Source organism: Undibacterium sp. Ji50W (assembly GCF_049340445.1).
GTDB lineage: Bacteria > Pseudomonadota > Gammaproteobacteria > Burkholderiales > Burkholderiaceae_D > Undibacterium.
The window spans coordinates 544,849-561,248 of the sequence record NZ_JBMPOX010000001.1; the positions used below are offsets into that span (position 1 = coordinate 544,849).

The following is a 16,400-nucleotide window of genomic DNA, read 5'->3' on the forward strand; positions in this document are numbered from 1 at the left end:
TGTGCCCAGGGCAAGCTATTGCTTACCGTGGTGCCATATCAAAACACCGGATCAGGATTTCTGCATTTGCTGCTGGAACGTGATTTCAATAAATTCGGCAGGACGGCTGATTGCAACCAATACGGTAATGCGCATGATGCCTTCCAGGATATCTTCCGGTGTCATGGTTTCACCCAGACCAACATGGACGCTGAATGCATCTTCCGGGCTGGCACCAGCCAGACCACCACGTTTCCATATACCATTCAGGAAATTACTGATCATGCTCTTCATGGTGACCCAGGTGCCAGATACATTGGGTTCAAATACAAAGGCTTTGCTGGCCAGACGGACTGATTCTTCCAGCATGATCATGGTGCGGCGTACGTTGATATAGCGCCAGTCAAGACTATTGCCGTCCAGTGTACGAGCGCCCCACACCAGTGTGCCTTCGCCTATGAAAGGGCGGATGGCATTGATGGATTTGCCGGAGGTAGTGACGTTCAGGTCTTCCTGTTCGTCATGGGTCACATTGACGGCAGGTGCAACGACTTCGTTCAGGCTGACATTGGCAGGTGCTTTCCAGACGCCGCGGGAATTATCCACCAGCGTGTAGATACCGGCCATGGCACCAGACGGTGGCAGCAAGTTGAGTTTTTTCTTGATTGACAGCAGGATATTGCCATAGCCAGGGCTGACCACGAACAGCGTTTTATGCAGCTCTTCATGTGACAGATAGTCAGGCTTGCTGGGGTCGCCTTCAACGCCGACCTTGGCGATGACGGTGAGGATGCTATCCTTTTTGTCTTGCTGCAGCGGGCTTTGATTGACTTCGGCAGTAAGAATTTCCTTGAACTTGGCGATGTCAGTCAGGTTGTTGTAATCGAGGTCGGATGTCTGGATGATCGATGTATCAACCCACGGATAATACGCTGCGCCGAAATTGAGGAAGTTGGTGCCGAGAGCATTACGGAATTTGGCGATGCAATCACCGGCTGTAGGGTCTTTGCGATCGCGGTAGCCGTTGTATACGTCAAGGATGGAAAAACGGTTTTTCATCTGGCTGCCACAATGCATGAGGCTGGCCTGTTGCAAGGCGATACAGTCTTCTTCCGCCAGGGACATGGCATCTGGAATGACGACCATGGTTGGCTCTTGCTCTTTGAGCAGTTTATCAATACCGCCAGCCAGTTTGGGTTTTGCTATGCTTTGGCCATAGGTACCGACGGAGACGATATAACAGGCACCGCCGCCATTTTTGAAAAACAGCATCATGCTGAAGTACAGGAAGTAACGCGGATCTTTTTCGGCCAGCACATATTCGTTTTTGCCAATTTTGAAATCGCTGACTGGTGTAGGCTTGCCTTCTTCTTTGGCTGGCAAGTCGGTAATGTCGAATAGATCTTTGGGTCTGTATCCATAATATTCATGGAATTCAGACATCGAGGTAATGCGCCACGGTTTGTCTGCCAACGAAGTGCCTTTGTTGTCTGCTTTCTCGGTATAGCCGATGAAGGCAGGAACTGCAGTAGCAACTTCAACTACCGAGTTTGGAAAGGCGTTTTTCTCAACGATATAGACACCGGGTGTTTTATACGCGCCAGCCATATGTGTTCCTTTGAAAATTATTGATGAATATAAATTTCCGCAACAAGCAAGTTTTGCCCATCCGGACCTCTTTCTTTGCCAATTTTGTTAACACTTGCGTTTGGCAGTCGCTTGATCAAAACCTTTCCCGCCATACCAACTTCCCGCAATTGAAACTGCTGCACCGGCCTGTACTGCATGGGGATTGCCGTTTGTGAGATCAAGGCAAAACCTGAATCCGTAGCAGTTTGCGTTGAGGTTTCAAAAACGATGCCGGTCTGTCCTTCATTTGCATCCAGATCCACTATCAGCATTTTTTTCCTGGCTAAGGAACCAGTAAAAAAATACTTCCAGCGTATCGTTTTGGATTTCAGGTGAATTGCATAGCACCTGGAAACCCGGCCTTGCTGTACTGCCTGATGTAAAACCTCTGCTTCTGATAAAAAGATATTGATAGAGAATTGCGTTGCCTTGAATTGAAAACTCTCGTTTCTGCGTACCGTTTCCGGTCGGGAAGAGGGCGGGATGGCGCTCGCCTGCAGGTTCACAAGTGGTTCTTGCTGAGCCAGCCCTTCATTGCTGAAACAAAGCGGCGGAGTGACTGGCCAGTCGGTGTAGAAAGAGAACTGCGGATCATCACAACTGACTTCATAACTGAAGCACAGCACATGGCTTCCTGCGTCGCGTGCCAGTACGGCATCGCGTGTGTCGTCGGCACGGGTGTCCGCTGCCGTACCAGCGGATGAAGTAGGGTCATCTGATTCGCGCCACATTTCCATGCCCTTATCAACCGGACGCAATACCAGTCGAAATTGTTTTTCCAGTTCGGCACATTGCGGTGTCGGTGTAAAGCGCCAATTTGCGCCTGGTGTGCCAGTAAAGAAATCATGCTCAATGGCAACAGAAAAAAGGGGAAGGAAGCGCGCCATAAATCACCTAGCCCACAAGCTGATTTCGGGTGTCGACAATGACAGGTACCTGTCCTGTGACTGCTGCTGCATCCATGCTGATCATGCGTACTTTATAGAACACCGAGGGCAGATAACGCCCACCGAGCAGGCTCCAGAGATTATTCAAATCAGGGATCTTCAGGTTTTCGATATCCAGTATCAGTTTTTCTATCCTGGTATCCAGTCCCGGGCTGTTATGCTGGTCGAAGACGGCATGCTGCTGGAAAAAACTGACTGCGTTGGAAATGGTTTTTAGTGCTTCCGCGTAATTGCCGCCACCAAAATTGGCCGCCATCATCAAGTACAGATTCAGATAAAGCGGGGTGCTGTGAACCAGCAGTCGTTCATCATTGCTACGCTGAGGCAAACCAGTGCGGTAGGGCAGGGTATCTTTTTCAATGTTAACCAGCATCAACACCAGCTTGTTGCTGGCATGCGGGGCGACACTGCCGTCAAGTTCAACCAGATTGGATACCACTACAAGGTCTTCAACCGAGTGATAATTATTTCTGAAATGCTGATTTAACTGCGCTGCCAAATGACTGATTGCTGCATTGATCATTGCTTAATCCTGCGTCACAAACTTTTTTGTTCAGCCGCTCGACCTGAGACGGATGCCACGGAAATACCAGATTTTTATTGTAAAAATCTATTACAAATAATACATACGAGAGTAACATGTTACTTAATTTTCGCACAACAGTTAATTATTCGTTTTTTAATTTCTGATGTGGCAATTTTGCCTCATGACATCTCGTGGTCTTTTGGGGTGCAGCCGCATGGGAATGGACTGGTTGGAGAGTGGCAAATGATCAGCTTTCCTGATCGTTTTGATGGTCTGCTTAAGTCAGGAAAGTGTTATTTCTTGCGGGAAATAAGTTGGCAGTAAATGCCTGCGTGCATGGCTACTCAGAAATCTGCAAATCCTCAAGCGAGGGGTGGCTTCTGGTTTACTTGCGCATCAATATAGTGAAGTCATCCGGCAGATAACCGCTGATCAGTTCAGCATGTGGGTCCAGTTTGTGGCAATACGTCAGTACTTCATCTTTGCGATAGCCGCATAGCATTTCATCTTGCCCAAATACTTCCGCATCCAGTAAATTAAATGCCACGCCCTTGCTGGCATTTTTCCACATCTGCGAAATGATCTGCCAGGGATGCAGCACGTTTTCTGAGCGGTAATTCAAGCTGCCTGAGGCGATGATGATATCGACTTCGGGCAGGCCCGTGGTGAGAAAGTCGGATTGGAAAAATTGCGTATTGGGAAGATGTCCCAGGCGTTCCTGGGCTGCGTCGACGAATTCTTTCAGGAAGTCCACGCCTAGATAAATGACATCATTAAAACGTTCATCCAGAAATGGTTTCAAATCACCATAGCCGCAACCCAGGTCCAAGATGGAACAGCCTGAAAAATCACCCCAGGTGCATAATGTCTCGAAACGTTTGGTCTGGCTTTCGGGTCCGCGAAAGCCCAGGGCCTGTAAGGTGCTGCCGCCCAGACGATGTCGGTGAAATGCTTGTACGCTTGCTTTTTCCAAAAGTTTCATTGCTCAGCACCAGCAGTTGAAAAGTGACACTGATTTTAATCCATAAGCAGTGGCCACAACATGCTTAAAGCTGTTGTTGAATAAATAAAAAAGCGAAGACCTCGGTATTCGCGGAACCTTCGCCAGCAAGTCGGGCAAGCATCAGTTGGATGGCATTCAGGGCAGGGCTGCCATGGATGAGCATCTATGCGGCAATTTTATGTTCAGCCCAATGATAGGCCATTGCTGCACTGGGTATGCCGACTGAATTGGTGTTTTCCGAAGACATGGTGATATGCCGCAAATATTCGCCGGCTGCCTGTCTTTGGCGTAACTCATCTGCAAATTTCAGGGCGGCAACCATGTCGCTTGATTGAAATTCCTTGCATTGAGACATTTTTATTTGGTTATGGATTTCTATCCAGAATACAGCAAACATGTTGACCTCCCTTCATTAAGATAAAAAGCAATAGAAGCAGGAATGGAATACCCCTGGACTCCTGAATATACTGACTTGTCATGGCACACTTGCCTAACCGCCAGCCCCGGCATTAAATCCCGGGGAATAAATGATACTGTTGATGAAGATGTTTCCGTGATCACTTGCCTGCCAACCACGACCGCTTGCGCGGGTTTCACTGCGGAGTCTGTCAAAACATAGGTGACAGACGGTAAAACAAAAAAGCCCGAAGCTTTTAAGGGCATCCGGGCTTTTCAGCTTGGGGTAAAAGGGAGCTGGTTTTAGCTTGCTCCCGCTACCTGAAGGTTTTCCCTTCGGATGCGGCTATATAGTATTGAATACGCTTTAAAACTGGCTGACTGGGACTGCTCGCTAATAATGTGTTTGCTGCGGCGGTTAATATTATCAATGCTGTTACCAGTGAGCGTATTCAGCTTCGTATTCAAAATATTGATAATCACCTTGGCAGTATCTGCTACGCCTGCATTGATCGTTAGTGTTACCGGCAAGGCGCACACTGACACTGAGCCCTGCGCTGTTGGGCGCATGCTTTGTTTCAGTTGTGACAGCCAAGTAGTCTTCACTATTAATCCTAAAAAATTAGCGGCTAAGTGCCGAAAATGCCTTGTATATCGAAACCGTTTATGCTTACTACATTTGATGATTTGATCTTGCCATAGCTAATAAAAAAAATCTAGCTTGTCTTGACGAAATAGTGGTTTTCAATGTTGTATTTATGCGGCATCCGCAAAAAGCATGCAAGTCCTGTATCATCGCAGCCGTCGAAGTGAGGTTCGATCATGCCCAATATTTATAGTGAAACACCCGATTCATCAGCACCGCAACAGCGTGTCAAGGCTGAAATGCGCATTCGCGAATTGATGGCGGAAAACAAGATCCGCTCGGTGTCTGCCCTGCATCGCCTGCTGATAGCCAAACGGGTTACCGTTTCGCATTCACAGTTGTTGCGCATCGTCGATAACAAGGCAGAACACTGGAAAGTCGAATTCATAGAAGCATTTGCCGAACTGTTTAACTGTTCGGTGCAGCAACTGTTCAAGTTTGAACTCGTAAAACAAGGTGAACCCAATATGAGTGCGCCACCTGCCGATGGCGCAAGCCAGGTATCAACCGATTGAACCCGCAGGCGATAAAAGCTTAGAACGTGTTTACGATTTGTAGCGAGCGTGCGTCAGCGAGGTAAGGGTAACAAAAACGCAGCGCAAAAAGCGGAATGTACTCTAGTACATGAGCATTTTGAGCAGCGCATGAGCCCCGCGTGGACTCCGATTGCGCCCGCGCTTAAGATCGTAAACACGTTCTTATAGCCGTGAGGCTGCCAGTTTGGCTAATCCCAGCAATTGCTCGTCGTTCAGATTGGCTTTACCTGCTTTATCCCATCCCATGGATTGTATCCAGACTGCCTTGCCACTCTTTTTAAACACCACGTAGGGAATGGCTGAACCAGGCTTGGTCTGAAATGCATCGGAACCCAGTCCACTGACGCTGGTGCCCAACTTGCCATATTGCTTGTTCCAGAAATCAAACATCGAAGCGTCTTGTATCATCACTATGGCGACCAGCTTTTTCTCGGCATTGGCAAAGTTCAGTTCGCCACCAGCCCCCTTGACCGGATCCTTGGGAACCGATTGCACGCCGCTTAAGCCTGTCGTTTTTTCTATATCTGCTACGCTCAGCAGGTCGCTTGCCACGGCAGAGCAGCTTAGTGCCGCCAGCAACAGGCCAGTGAATAGTGATTTCAGATGCATGGGATTTCCTTTCAAGGGTAGAAGGTGATACCTGTTACTCTGGCTGTCTTGTCAGCAAGTACATTCTATATCCTGACATGAATTATGAACACCACTGAATCGCCTATTCAATTCATGAAGCCGTCATAAAAAAAGTGTATAGTACTTCTAGCTGCTGTACATGCAACCGATATGCATGATGGCAGTGAGGTGGGCCTTGTTCGTGTTCAAACGAACAAGCCACCGTCCGGATACATGCGACGTGGAAGCATTTGGGCCTGTTTAATGATTTTATGATTAACAGACCCAAATGCTTCCACGTTTTTATTTGTGCAGGGCCGGTGCCCGTCCATGCCCTGCAAGCATGACTGAAAGTGCTTTTTCTCTGATAGCCCGCATGTCAGACTGATCTGTCAACCTGAATTGCATTGGGGCGATGGCTAATGGAATGCCGGACAGGAAAATTACCTGCGACTGTAGAACAGGCATCACGCTTTGCCTGGTGCTCCGATTCCTGCTTCGCTGATGGCATAGGCATATACAATACATAATAGGACTTACGCAAAATTGTCCCAGCAAGGCTAACGCTTTTAGGAAACCTCCCTGAAAGGGGGGAGGTTCGCTACGTCGGCAGACAATATATTGTCTAAAACCCCGACTACACCGTCAGCGACGAAGTCAGTACTTTAGTACGGCAAGGAGCTGCAACGCAGCTGGGGTGGTTTTGCGTAAGTCCTACATAAAATATTGCTGACATCAACCCAGGATATCCATGTCCGGACAAACAATTTTAGCTATAGACAATGGCACCCAGAGCGTCAGGGCTATCCTGTTTGATGTGCGTGGCAATATTATTGCCAAATCGCAGGTGCCGCTGAATGCGTATTTTTCGACACACCCAGGCTGGGCCGAACATCACCCTGAAGATTATTGGCAGGCAGTTTGCACTGCCTGCCAGCGCCTGTGGCAAATGCCGGATGTCACGCCGGGCAGTGTGCTTGGGGTTGCCGTAACCACACAGCGCGGCACGGTTATTAATCTGGACAAGCAGGGCCAGCCCTTGCGTCCGGCGATTACCTGGCTGGACCAAAGACGTACCGATGTGGTGCCGGCTGTCAATCCCCTGTGGCTGACCGCCTTCAAAATTGCCGGGGTTGCCAGCACCATCAATTTCTTCCGGGGCGAGGCCGAGGCCAACTGGATCAAGGCACATCAGCCAGACATCTGGGACAAGACCGATAAATACCTGATGCTGTCAGGTTATTTGAATCATCGCCTGTGCGGTAATTTTATCGATTCGGCAGGCTCGCAAGTCGGTTATATTCCCTTTGACTATAAAGCCCTGAAATGGGCTGGCAAGCGGGACTGGAAATGGCAGGCTCTGGCCGTCAGGCGCGAAACTTTGCCTGAACTGGTCGCTCCCGGCACTGTCATGGGCCATATCACCGAAGCCGCCGCCATTGCAACGGGCATACTGGCAGACACGCCTTTACTGGCTGCTGCGGCCGACAAGGCTTGCGAAGTCATTGGTGCCGGATGCCAGCAGCCGAATATTGGTTGCCTTAGTTATGGCACCACTGCCACCATCAATACCACCAGTAAAAAATACCTGGAAGTCACACCTTTCATCCCGCCTTACCCGGCAGCGATTCCTGGCTTTTACAGCACTGAAGTACAGATTTTTCGTGGCTACTGGATGGTCAACTGGTTCAAGGAACAATTCGGCCATCACGAGCAATTGCAGGCGACAGCGCAGGGTGTAACACCTGAAGCCCTGTTCGATGAACTGGTGAATGCCGTACCACCTGGTTCCATGGGCCTGATGCTGCAACCCTATTGGTCGCCCGGCATCAAGATACCGGGGGCAGAAGCCAAGGGCGCTATCATCGGCTTTGGTGATGTGCACACCCGTGCCCATATGTATCGCGCCATACTGGAAGGGCTGGCTTACGCCTTGCGCGAAGGGAAGGAGAGCATAGAAAAACGTAGTGGTGTCGCCATTACCGAATTGCGCATTTCTGGCGGTGGTTCGCAAAGTGATGCCGCCATGCAGCTCACGGCGGATATTTTTGGCTTGCCGACCTCGCGTCCGCATATCTATGAAACCTCGGGTCTGGGGGCGGCAATTGATGCAGCAGTCGGTCTGGGTCTGTATCCCAATTTTGATGTCGCCATCAAGGAAATGACACGCATAGGCAAAACCTTCGAACCGATTGCGCATCACCATCATATCTACAATGAGCTTTATCATCGCGTTTACCAGAAGATGTACGCCCGTCTGCAGCCCCTGTATAAAGAGATACAGCAAATTACCGGGTATCCGAAAATGCATTGATGCCTGCATGTGCATGTGCATGTCTGGCCTGTTATCATCATTGGCATGACAACGATCGTACTCTTGCCTGGCCTGGATGGCACCGGCACACTTTATGCACCTCTGCACCAGGCGCTGGACGGCAGGTGTCGATTGATTGTCGTCACTTATCCGGTTGATCAGGCGCTTGATTATGCGGCGCTGGAAACTGTGGCACGTACTTATCTGCCGGAGGATGAGGATTATATGTTGCTGGGAGAATCGTTTTCCGGCCCGATTGGCATCTCTATCGCGGCCAGCCAACCGCCCGGGCTTCGTGCATTAATACTATGTGCAAGTTTTGCCCGTAATCCCCGTCCTTCACTTGCGGGTTTCCGGCATCTGCTTCCCTGTTTGCCTGTACGAATGGCTCCTCTGGCCGTGGTAAGTCATTTGTTGTTAGGCAAATTCTCAACGGCAGAATGGCGCCAATTGCTGACCAGCGCTCTCGCGAGTGTTTCAACTGATGTATTGAAGGCCAGAATGCGCAGTGTCTTGCTGGCCGATGTGAGAGGGGAACTGAGCGATATCAAAGTACCGGTACTGTATTTGCGTGCCACACAAGATCGCCTGGTGCCTGCATCGGCTCATAAAGATATACAAAAATGCCTGCCGTCCAAAGAATTGTACGAGTTTGACGCACCGCATTTTCTTTTGCAGGTCAGAGCAAAAGAGGTGGCTGATTTTATCGTCGCATATCGCAGGCATTGACATGTTACCTGCCTTGCTGCCTTACATCATTTATTCCAGTAACACAGATCCATCCGGCCCCCATTTGACTTTGGTAATGCCGGGATCAGTTTCTTCCAGGCGTTTCATTTCTTCTTCCTGCGGCGTGATCAGGCCACGCTGTACACGTAATTCATCGGCCAGGCGGTGTTCTTCCACTATTTGCTGGCGGCGTGCTGCTGCCAGTTTGATGGTGTCTATGAGTTCGTCCTGATTCCAGGGTTTGGCGATGTAACGAAAAACCTCGGCGTCGTTGATAGCACCCAGTATGGTTTTGAATTCGGCAGATGCACTCAGCATCATGCGTATGGCATCTGGTTGCATTTCTTTGGCTACCGACAGAAATTGTATGCCATTCATGGCGGGCATATGGTAGTCCGAGACAATAAAGTCATAGGCCGTGTGCCGCATGTGTTCCAGTGCTTCAGAAGGGGAATTGAACAGGTCTATGGTCATTTCCATCTCTTTGGAGATACTTTTCAGGCTTCTTTGCAATGCCAGTAACACATTCTGTTCATCATCCAATAATAAGATTCTAGGCATTATTTTCTCCTGTTACTGTAAACCCGTATCATTAATTTAGCACTTCCGGGATGGTCGAACAATCTCAACTTATCGATGACATGCTGATCAAGCACGTATTCAGCGGGTAACAGTAACATGCCGTCCTTGGAAACTACGTCCGCGGAAAGAATCATGCCGATCTGCAGTTGTGGCACGCTGACTTCTTTATCATCAATATCGTCGCCCTGATTCGTGACGATTTGTTTGAATGCCTTAACAACTTTTTCATCATAGCGATTACCAGCGCCGCGGATAATCAGGGCCTGGGCATCATCCATGTGTACGCGTCGCGGCACCAGGCTGCCATTCTGAAGATTGTCGTAATCACCGGCCAGCGCCAGGATGCGCGCGCCCAAGGGGATATTTTCACCTTGCAGTCCATCTGGAAATCCCCGACCGTCAAAACGTTCATGCTGCGAGCGTATGATTTTTGCTGTGCCTTGCAAATCTTGCAATGGCATCAATAGCTGCTCGGCCCGTAAAGTGTGTTTATGGTATTGCCCTAGCTGGTCACCATTCATCTGATTGACTGGGGTTTCCAGCAACTCGTCTGAAAAGCCTATCTTTCCTATGTCGGCCAATAATGCCGCGACAAAAATTTCCTGAATTTCGCGCGTGTCCATATTGAATTTTTTTGCTATTTTCCTGGACAGGTCGGCAACTCTTCTGGAATGTCCTACCAGTTTGCCGCCCCGCATTTCGACGACGCTGGAAAATACCTTGATGGATGTCAGAAAATTACTTTTTAATTTGTCATTTGCCAGTAATAAGGACTCATGCGCCTTTTTTAAATCGGCAGTGCGTTCATCCACCTTTATTTCGAGAGTGGCATTGAGTGACTTTAATTCTTCATTCTGTCTTGCGGTTAATTCTTCCAGCCGTTTTTTCTCAAGCTCAAGCGCCTTGCGCTCCAATGCCTGCCGTACGACCAGTACGATGTCATTGTCGTTCCAAGGCTTGGTAATGTAGCGATAAATTTCCCCCCGGTTGATGGCATCGATAGTCGATTGCATGTCGGCGTAACCGGTCAGCAACAAGCGTATGGTATTTGGCCAACGGGCTCTGACATGTGTTAAAAATACGGCTCCGTCCATGACTGGCATACGCATATCAGATATCACCAGGTCAACAGCTTCTTTTTCCAGTATATCCAGGCCTTCCTGACCGCCGTTGGCAATCAGTATTTTGTATGAGTGGGGTCTGAACAGTCTGCGCAGAGCAGAAAGAATATTCGGCTCGTCATCTACGAAAAGCAGTACCGATTGGTTCTCGGGTGCAATCTCGCCGCTCATGTTTGGGCACCTTCATCGTTAGGGGAATCGTCTACATGCCGGACAGGCAGGCTGATAAGAAAGCTGGTGCCTTTGCCGATTTCGCTGCTGACACTAATATTGCCCGCATGCTTCTGGATGATGCCATAAGAGAGCGATAGCCCCAATCCTGTGCCTTTACCTATAGGCTTAGTGGTAAAGAAGGGGTCAAAAATGCGATTGAGATTTTCTTTGGGGATACCACTGCCATTATCCGTCACTTCTATCGTGACACGCTCAAGTTCGTCATCACGACTGGTGCGAATGGTGATTTTCCCTCTTTCTTCTCCTATGGCGTGCGATGCATTTACCACCAGATTCATGATGACCTGATTGATTTGCGAAGCCAGGCATTCGATATCGGGAATGTCGCCATATTCCTTGATGACGTCTGCCTTGTATTTGATCTCGTTATTGACAATGTTCAATGTGGAATCTATACCCTGATGAAGATTGGCCCATTGCCATTCTTGTTGCGAATCTACTCTTGAAAAATCCTTTAAATCCTGAACAATCTTGCGTACACGTTCTATGCCTTCCCTTGACTGTTGCACCAGCTCGGGTATGTCTTCCTTCAGGAAGGGTAATTCCTTTTCTTCTTTTATAGTGGCCAATTCACGTCGTATGCTGGCGTCGGCAATATGTGATTCGGCAGTTTCATAGGTATGGATGATACAGAACAGGTCCTTGATATAGTTTTCCAATGTGGTGAAATTTGAAAAAATATAACCAATGGGGTTATTGATTTCATGCGCGACACCGGCCGCCAGCTGACCTATGGACGCTAACTTTTCAGATTGCAGCAATTGTTCCTGCGCCATGGATAGCCTGGCATTAAGCTCGGTCAATTCGGTATTGCGGCGTACCAATTCATTTTCTACAGCTTCTCTTTGCTTGATATCTGCTTCCAGTTTGTTATTGATATCCGCCAGTTGCAAGGTGCGTTTTTTTACCAGGTTTTCCAGATTGCTGTGGGCCTGACGCAAAGCGTTCTCGGCGTCGCAACGTTCAGTGATATCTTCGAGGGTTTCTATGGCACCTACAATTTTTCCTTCCTGATTGTAGAGCGGCGCAGCGGTAAAATGCAGCCACAAACCGTGTTCATGCAAGTCGGGAAAAAAATCAATAGCTTCGTAGGCACCGGGTATAAGCTGCGAAGAAGAAAATTTATTCTTGTAAAATTTTTGTATGTAAATATCATCACCAGATAAAACCAGATCCGCCAGGACTGGCCGGTTGTCGCGATAAAAAGCTTTCCATTGATTGCGGGTAGATACCATACTGGCAGCAGAGTAGCCAAGGACATATTCACAGGCTTTGTTCCAGTGGGTAATGACATGATGCGAATCAATCACAAAAGTCGGGACCGGGCTGCTGTCAAGGAATTGCGCCAATTCTATGCCCATGGTGTTCAGGGCAAATGTATCTATCTTTTGCTTCTCCGCCAAAACATTGGCTAACTGTCCAGGACCAGTTTTTTCTTGTGTTGACGCAGAAGAGGAACTGGTTTTTTCTGACACGGGAGATTCTTTGCTCATTCTTTTTCACCTGGTCTTTGTTTCGTCCGGCAGGATACGTTTTGATGGCGGGGTACCTGATTTCCTTTCCTTGCCCTGATCAATGGTGCATCCTGTCGTCTATCAGCATGACAATTTTTCCGCTGGGCTTATTCTGGTCGCCCATATTCTTCCACTGTGCGTTAAATGGCTTTTGGTAGACATGTACCGGGAACCACATACCTTCTGAATGTTCTTTAATCCCAGTACCTACATCTGGAATCAGGTGTTCAATCTGGCATCCCAATTCTATCCTGGATTGTGGAATGACCTGTTCCGCAGAACTATTGATGAACACCACCATGTCTTCATCATCGACAGCGATAATGGGTAATGGAACATATTGCAGCACTTCGCGCACTATGCTTAAACTCAACTGTCCCAGGGTGATTTGTTTTTGTTTTTGTTTGACTAATTCTGCCAGTTGACGGTTTGCAGTGACCAGTTCCTGATTTTTTGTTTGTATTTGCAGGTTCAGGCTACGGTTTTCATCTTCCATTTCTTTGTAATGAAAGGCTTCACGGATATTGGCGCGTATTTGTTCATCATCCCAGGGCTTGGTCAGGAACTTGTAGATCGCGCCTTCATTAATGGCATCGGTGATGTATTGCAGTTCGGTGTAGCCGGACAAAACAATACGTATGGTATCCGGATAGAGTTTTTTTGCATTCCGCAAAAATTCCACCCCAGTCATGGACGGCATGCGTTGATCAGAAATGATGACATCAACGCTATTTTTTTCAAGAATACTCAAACCCTCATGCCCGCCACCAGCGGTAAGTATTTGGTATCCGTCACGACGTAACAGGCGTTTCAGTGCATTTAATATATTGGGCTCGTCGTCGACCAGCAGTAAGGTACGGTCCGGTTTCCCCATACGTAATAAATGTTTGTCCAGTACCAGGCTCTCTTGTAAAAATTCCGTCATCTGTTTGATCGACAGAGGAACGGAAAAAAAATAGCCTTGTATTTCATCACACATATTTTCGCTCAGGAATTTGCATTGCGCTTCTGTTTCCACACCTTCAGCGATGACTTTCATTCCCATGCTATGGGCCATGGAAATGATGGCTTTGGAAATCGAGACATCGTCTGAGTTGTGTGGCAGTTCATGGACAAAAGATTGATCGATTTTGACATAATCGAATGGAAAATGTTTCAGATAACTGAGGGCAGAATAGCCTGTACCAAAGTCGTCAAGAGACAGCTTGTAGCCTTGTTCCTTGAAATCCATGAAGAGCTGATCTATGTCGGTATTGCGATGCATGAGTATATTTTCAGTAATTTCCAAAGATATCTGATCCGCCGTCACCTGCATACTTTTCAGGATTTCGGACAGGCGCATACTGAACCCGGCATCCTGCAATTGTTTCGGGGAAACATTGATCGCCACACACGGTACATCAAATTTCGCATTTACCCAGCCTCTGATATCCGTGCAAACCTGCCTGATTACCCACTCACCTAATTGGATAATAAGATCAGATTGTTCCGCTACCCGTATGAACGCTGAAGGAGGGATGGCACCGCTAGTGGCATGATTCCAGCGCAATAAGGCTTCCACCCCGACTAGTAAGCCGGTTTGTAAATCTGCCTTGGGCTGGTAATGCAACTCCAATTCATTGGCATTGATTGCCAGTTGAAGTTCTTTCGCCATATCAATTTGCTTGTGCGTTACCATATCCATTTGATTTGATCTCACATTATGCTGACCATGCAAAGTACTATTGCGACAGACATGGACGCTGATTACTGTGTCGTTGTATCTTCCTGACGCAAGGGGAGCCAGACAGTGAAGCAAGTTCCTTTTCCGAGTACGCTGCTGACATCAATCCTGCCACCGTGTTTTTTGATGATGCCGTAAGAAAGGGAAAGACCGAGGCCGGTTCCACTGCCTACGGGTTTGGTGGTGAAAAATGGCTCAAAGATGCGATTCAGGTTTTCAGGGGGAATGCCGCCACCGGTATCCAGCACTTTTATCCAGACCATGTCCTTGTCACAGCCCGTGCTGACTTTGATGACGCCGTTTTCCTTGATCGCATGTGAGGCATTCACCAGCAAATTCATGATGACTTGGTTGACCTGCGAAATGATGCATTTCACCGGTGGCAACTGGCCATATTCCTTGACCACATTGGCCTTGTACTTGATTTCGTTTTTGACGATATTCAACGTACTGTCTATGCCTTGATGAATGTCTGCCTCTTGCCAGTCCGTTTCACCCACGTGCGAAAAATCTTTAAGTGATTGAACGATGTCCTTGACGCGCTTGAGCCCATCCATGGATTCCCGTACCAGGTCCTGTATATCTTCCTTTAAAAATTGGAGATCAGCTTTTTCCCTGATCTCATTCATTTTGCTGCTCGCCTGGCTTGCAGCCAGTGCTTGCGGGATCAGGCCTTCATAATCATTGATGACTTCAAACAACTTGTCTACGTAATTTTGCAGGCTGCCAATATTGGAATTGATAAAGCCTATGGGGTTATTGATTTCATGCGCAATACCGGCGGCCAATTGACCAACCGAAGCCATTTTTTCGGATTGCAGTAACTGTTCATGGGCTTCTTGCAATTTCTTGATCAAAAGCTGTTGCTCTTCCCCCTTTTTGGACAGGGTTTCTTCCATTTCCTTGCGTTTGGTAATGTCCGTCAACGAGCCGATCACTTCTACAGGATTGCCGTCCTGGTCGCGAATCAGCCTCAGCATGTCGTGCATCCACACATAATGACCGGCACGGCTCATGAAGCGGTATTCGTAAGTGCGCTCTCCTTCAGTGAATAATTTGGCGATACTGGAGAAAATCTGGGGCACATCGTCAGGATGAATATGGTCGAACCAGAAATTCGGGTCGGCGACCATTTCTTCTGGCTGATAGCCCAGCACGTGGAGTGCGTTATTACTGACGAAAGTCATTTTGAAGTCGCCAGTGGGTACGCTGCTGTAAATAATGGCAGGAGTATTGTCTATCAGGTATTGCAGCCTGGTCTCAGTGGACAGGCTTTTGCTTGTGTCAGCTACGGCGGCAGTCGCAGCGGCCGGCGGGAGTATGCTGAACTCATCAAATTGATTCATGATCACCGGGACAGGAAAATTGACAACAAGATTGTTTTTTTTTAAATTCCCTTACGTGTACATATTAGAACAATAAATAGGCAAATGGCTATATATTTGTTTCCTTTATGATATTTATTCCACATCAAGCCCATCGCAGATTTTTTGCAAGATTGCCTTGACCCTGGCATTCAAACGGATCATTGATGTCTTATGAATTTGAAATAAGTCAATAAAATCAAATATCTGGCAAAAAATGCGCGACTTTTATTGGCAAGCTTTCAACCAGGACGAGTATTTTCGTCTTATTTCAAGTGAAAATAAATTTGATAACAATGATTAAAAATAGAGCAATTTCATATGGCCGTTGTTTTCCGCACAATTTGAGAGCATGAATGCACTAAAAAGTGGAGCTTGTGGCAAAAAAAATTTCAGGGAAACAATTCTCACCAATTTGGTTAGTTTTTGTATGCCGCCAACATAGACTATGTCGGCGCTGCGGTGCTCAATCGCTGTGGTGCAGTGCGTCATTGCCTGACCTGTCCAACTTGCCCATACACCAGGCTTGCTTGCGTGATGACTTCAGC

At 47.8% G+C, this 16,400-nt stretch carries 15 protein-coding genes; 3 read left to right on the forward strand and 12 right to left on the reverse strand.

Translation table 11 applies throughout. The features are described 5' to 3' along the window. Nucleotides 1–51 precede the first annotated feature (51 nt). From ACO0K9_RS02550 to ACO0K9_RS02575, 6 genes are all read right to left on the reverse strand, one after another. Complete coding sequence (locus ACO0K9_RS02550; protein ID WP_422981440.1) at nt 52–1,587, reverse strand: phage tail sheath family protein; 1,536 nt, start codon at nt 1,585–1,587, stop codon at nt 52–54. Between the two features lie 17 nt (nt 1,588–1,604). Then, nucleotides 1,605–2,495 carry a hypothetical protein gene (locus ACO0K9_RS02555; RefSeq protein WP_422981442.1) on the reverse strand — a complete coding sequence of 297 codons (891 nt, stop codon included), beginning with the start codon at nt 2,493–2,495 and terminating at the stop codon, nt 1,605–1,607. 7 nt (nt 2,496–2,502) lie between these two features. Continuing rightward, entirely contained in the window at nt 2,503–3,078 is a 576-nt protein-coding gene (locus tag ACO0K9_RS02560; RefSeq protein ID WP_422981444.1) for a DUF4255 domain-containing protein, read from the reverse strand. Between the two features lie 388 nt (nt 3,079–3,466). After that, nucleotides 3,467–4,063 (reverse strand): class I SAM-dependent methyltransferase, encoded by a 597-nt coding sequence (locus tag ACO0K9_RS02565; protein ID WP_422981446.1) that lies wholly within the window; start codon nt 4,061–4,063, stop codon nt 3,467–3,469. Nucleotides 4,064–4,247: 184 nt separating this feature from the next. Further along, on the reverse strand, nt 4,248–4,481 hold the full coding sequence (locus tag ACO0K9_RS02570; RefSeq protein WP_422981448.1) for a hypothetical protein: 234 nt from the start codon (nt 4,479–4,481) through the stop codon (nt 4,248–4,250). Between the two features lie 302 nt (nt 4,482–4,783). Next, nucleotides 4,784–5,086, reverse strand: coding sequence for a hypothetical protein (locus tag ACO0K9_RS02575; protein ID WP_422981450.1), 303 nt, complete (start codon nt 5,084–5,086; stop codon nt 4,784–4,786). 216 nt (nt 5,087–5,302) lie between these two features. Between ACO0K9_RS02575 and ACO0K9_RS02580 the strand changes: the two genes are divergently transcribed. After that, complete coding sequence (locus ACO0K9_RS02580; RefSeq protein ID WP_422981452.1) at nt 5,303–5,641, forward strand: helix-turn-helix domain-containing protein; 339 nt, start codon at nt 5,303–5,305, stop codon at nt 5,639–5,641. Nucleotides 5,642–5,824: 183 nt separating this feature from the next. Here the strand turns inward: ACO0K9_RS02580 and ACO0K9_RS02585 are convergent, their stop codons facing one another. Beyond that, nucleotides 5,825–6,271 carry a hypothetical protein gene (locus ACO0K9_RS02585; RefSeq protein WP_422981454.1) on the reverse strand — a complete coding sequence of 149 codons (447 nt, stop codon included), beginning with the start codon at nt 6,269–6,271 and terminating at the stop codon, nt 5,825–5,827. Between the two features lie 751 nt (nt 6,272–7,022). On the opposite strand from ACO0K9_RS02585, the gene ACO0K9_RS02590 reads away from it, so the two are divergent. Next, on the forward strand, nt 7,023–8,585 hold the full coding sequence (locus ACO0K9_RS02590; protein WP_422981456.1) for an FGGY-family carbohydrate kinase: 1,563 nt from the start codon (nt 7,023–7,025) through the stop codon (nt 8,583–8,585). Nucleotides 8,586–8,648: 63 nt separating this feature from the next. Then, nucleotides 8,649–9,314 (forward strand): alpha/beta fold hydrolase, encoded by a 666-nt coding sequence (locus ACO0K9_RS02595; RefSeq protein WP_422981458.1) that lies wholly within the window; start codon nt 8,649–8,651, stop codon nt 9,312–9,314. Between the two features lie 30 nt (nt 9,315–9,344). Here ACO0K9_RS02595 and ACO0K9_RS02600 read toward each other — a convergent pair whose 3' ends face one another. From ACO0K9_RS02600 to ACO0K9_RS02620, 5 genes are all read right to left on the reverse strand, one after another. Beyond that, complete coding sequence (locus ACO0K9_RS02600; RefSeq protein WP_422981460.1) at nt 9,345–9,875, reverse strand: response regulator; 531 nt, start codon at nt 9,873–9,875, stop codon at nt 9,345–9,347. Further along, the gene (locus ACO0K9_RS02605; RefSeq protein ID WP_422981462.1) at nt 9,875–11,188 is read right to left on the reverse strand and encodes an HD domain-containing phosphohydrolase; all 1,314 of its coding nucleotides are present in this window, start codon (nt 11,186–11,188) and stop codon (nt 9,875–9,877) included. Before ACO0K9_RS02605 ends, ACO0K9_RS02600 begins: the two co-directional genes overlap by 1 nt. After that, entirely contained in the window at nt 11,185–12,744 is a 1,560-nt protein-coding gene (locus ACO0K9_RS02610) for an ATP-binding protein (protein ID WP_422981464.1), read from the reverse strand. The genes ACO0K9_RS02605 and ACO0K9_RS02610 overlap by 4 nt, the downstream gene beginning before the upstream one ends. 79 nt (nt 12,745–12,823) lie before the next feature. Beyond that, nucleotides 12,824–14,419, reverse strand: a complete 1,596-nt coding sequence (locus ACO0K9_RS02615) for an EAL domain-containing protein (protein WP_422981466.1) — start codon at nt 14,417–14,419, stop codon at nt 12,824–12,826. A 92-nt stretch (nt 14,420–14,511) separates the two neighbouring features. Then, nucleotides 14,512–15,834 (reverse strand): ATP-binding protein, encoded by a 1,323-nt coding sequence (locus tag ACO0K9_RS02620; RefSeq protein ID WP_422981468.1) that lies wholly within the window; start codon nt 15,832–15,834, stop codon nt 14,512–14,514. Nucleotides 15,835–16,400: the final 566 nt, after the last annotated feature.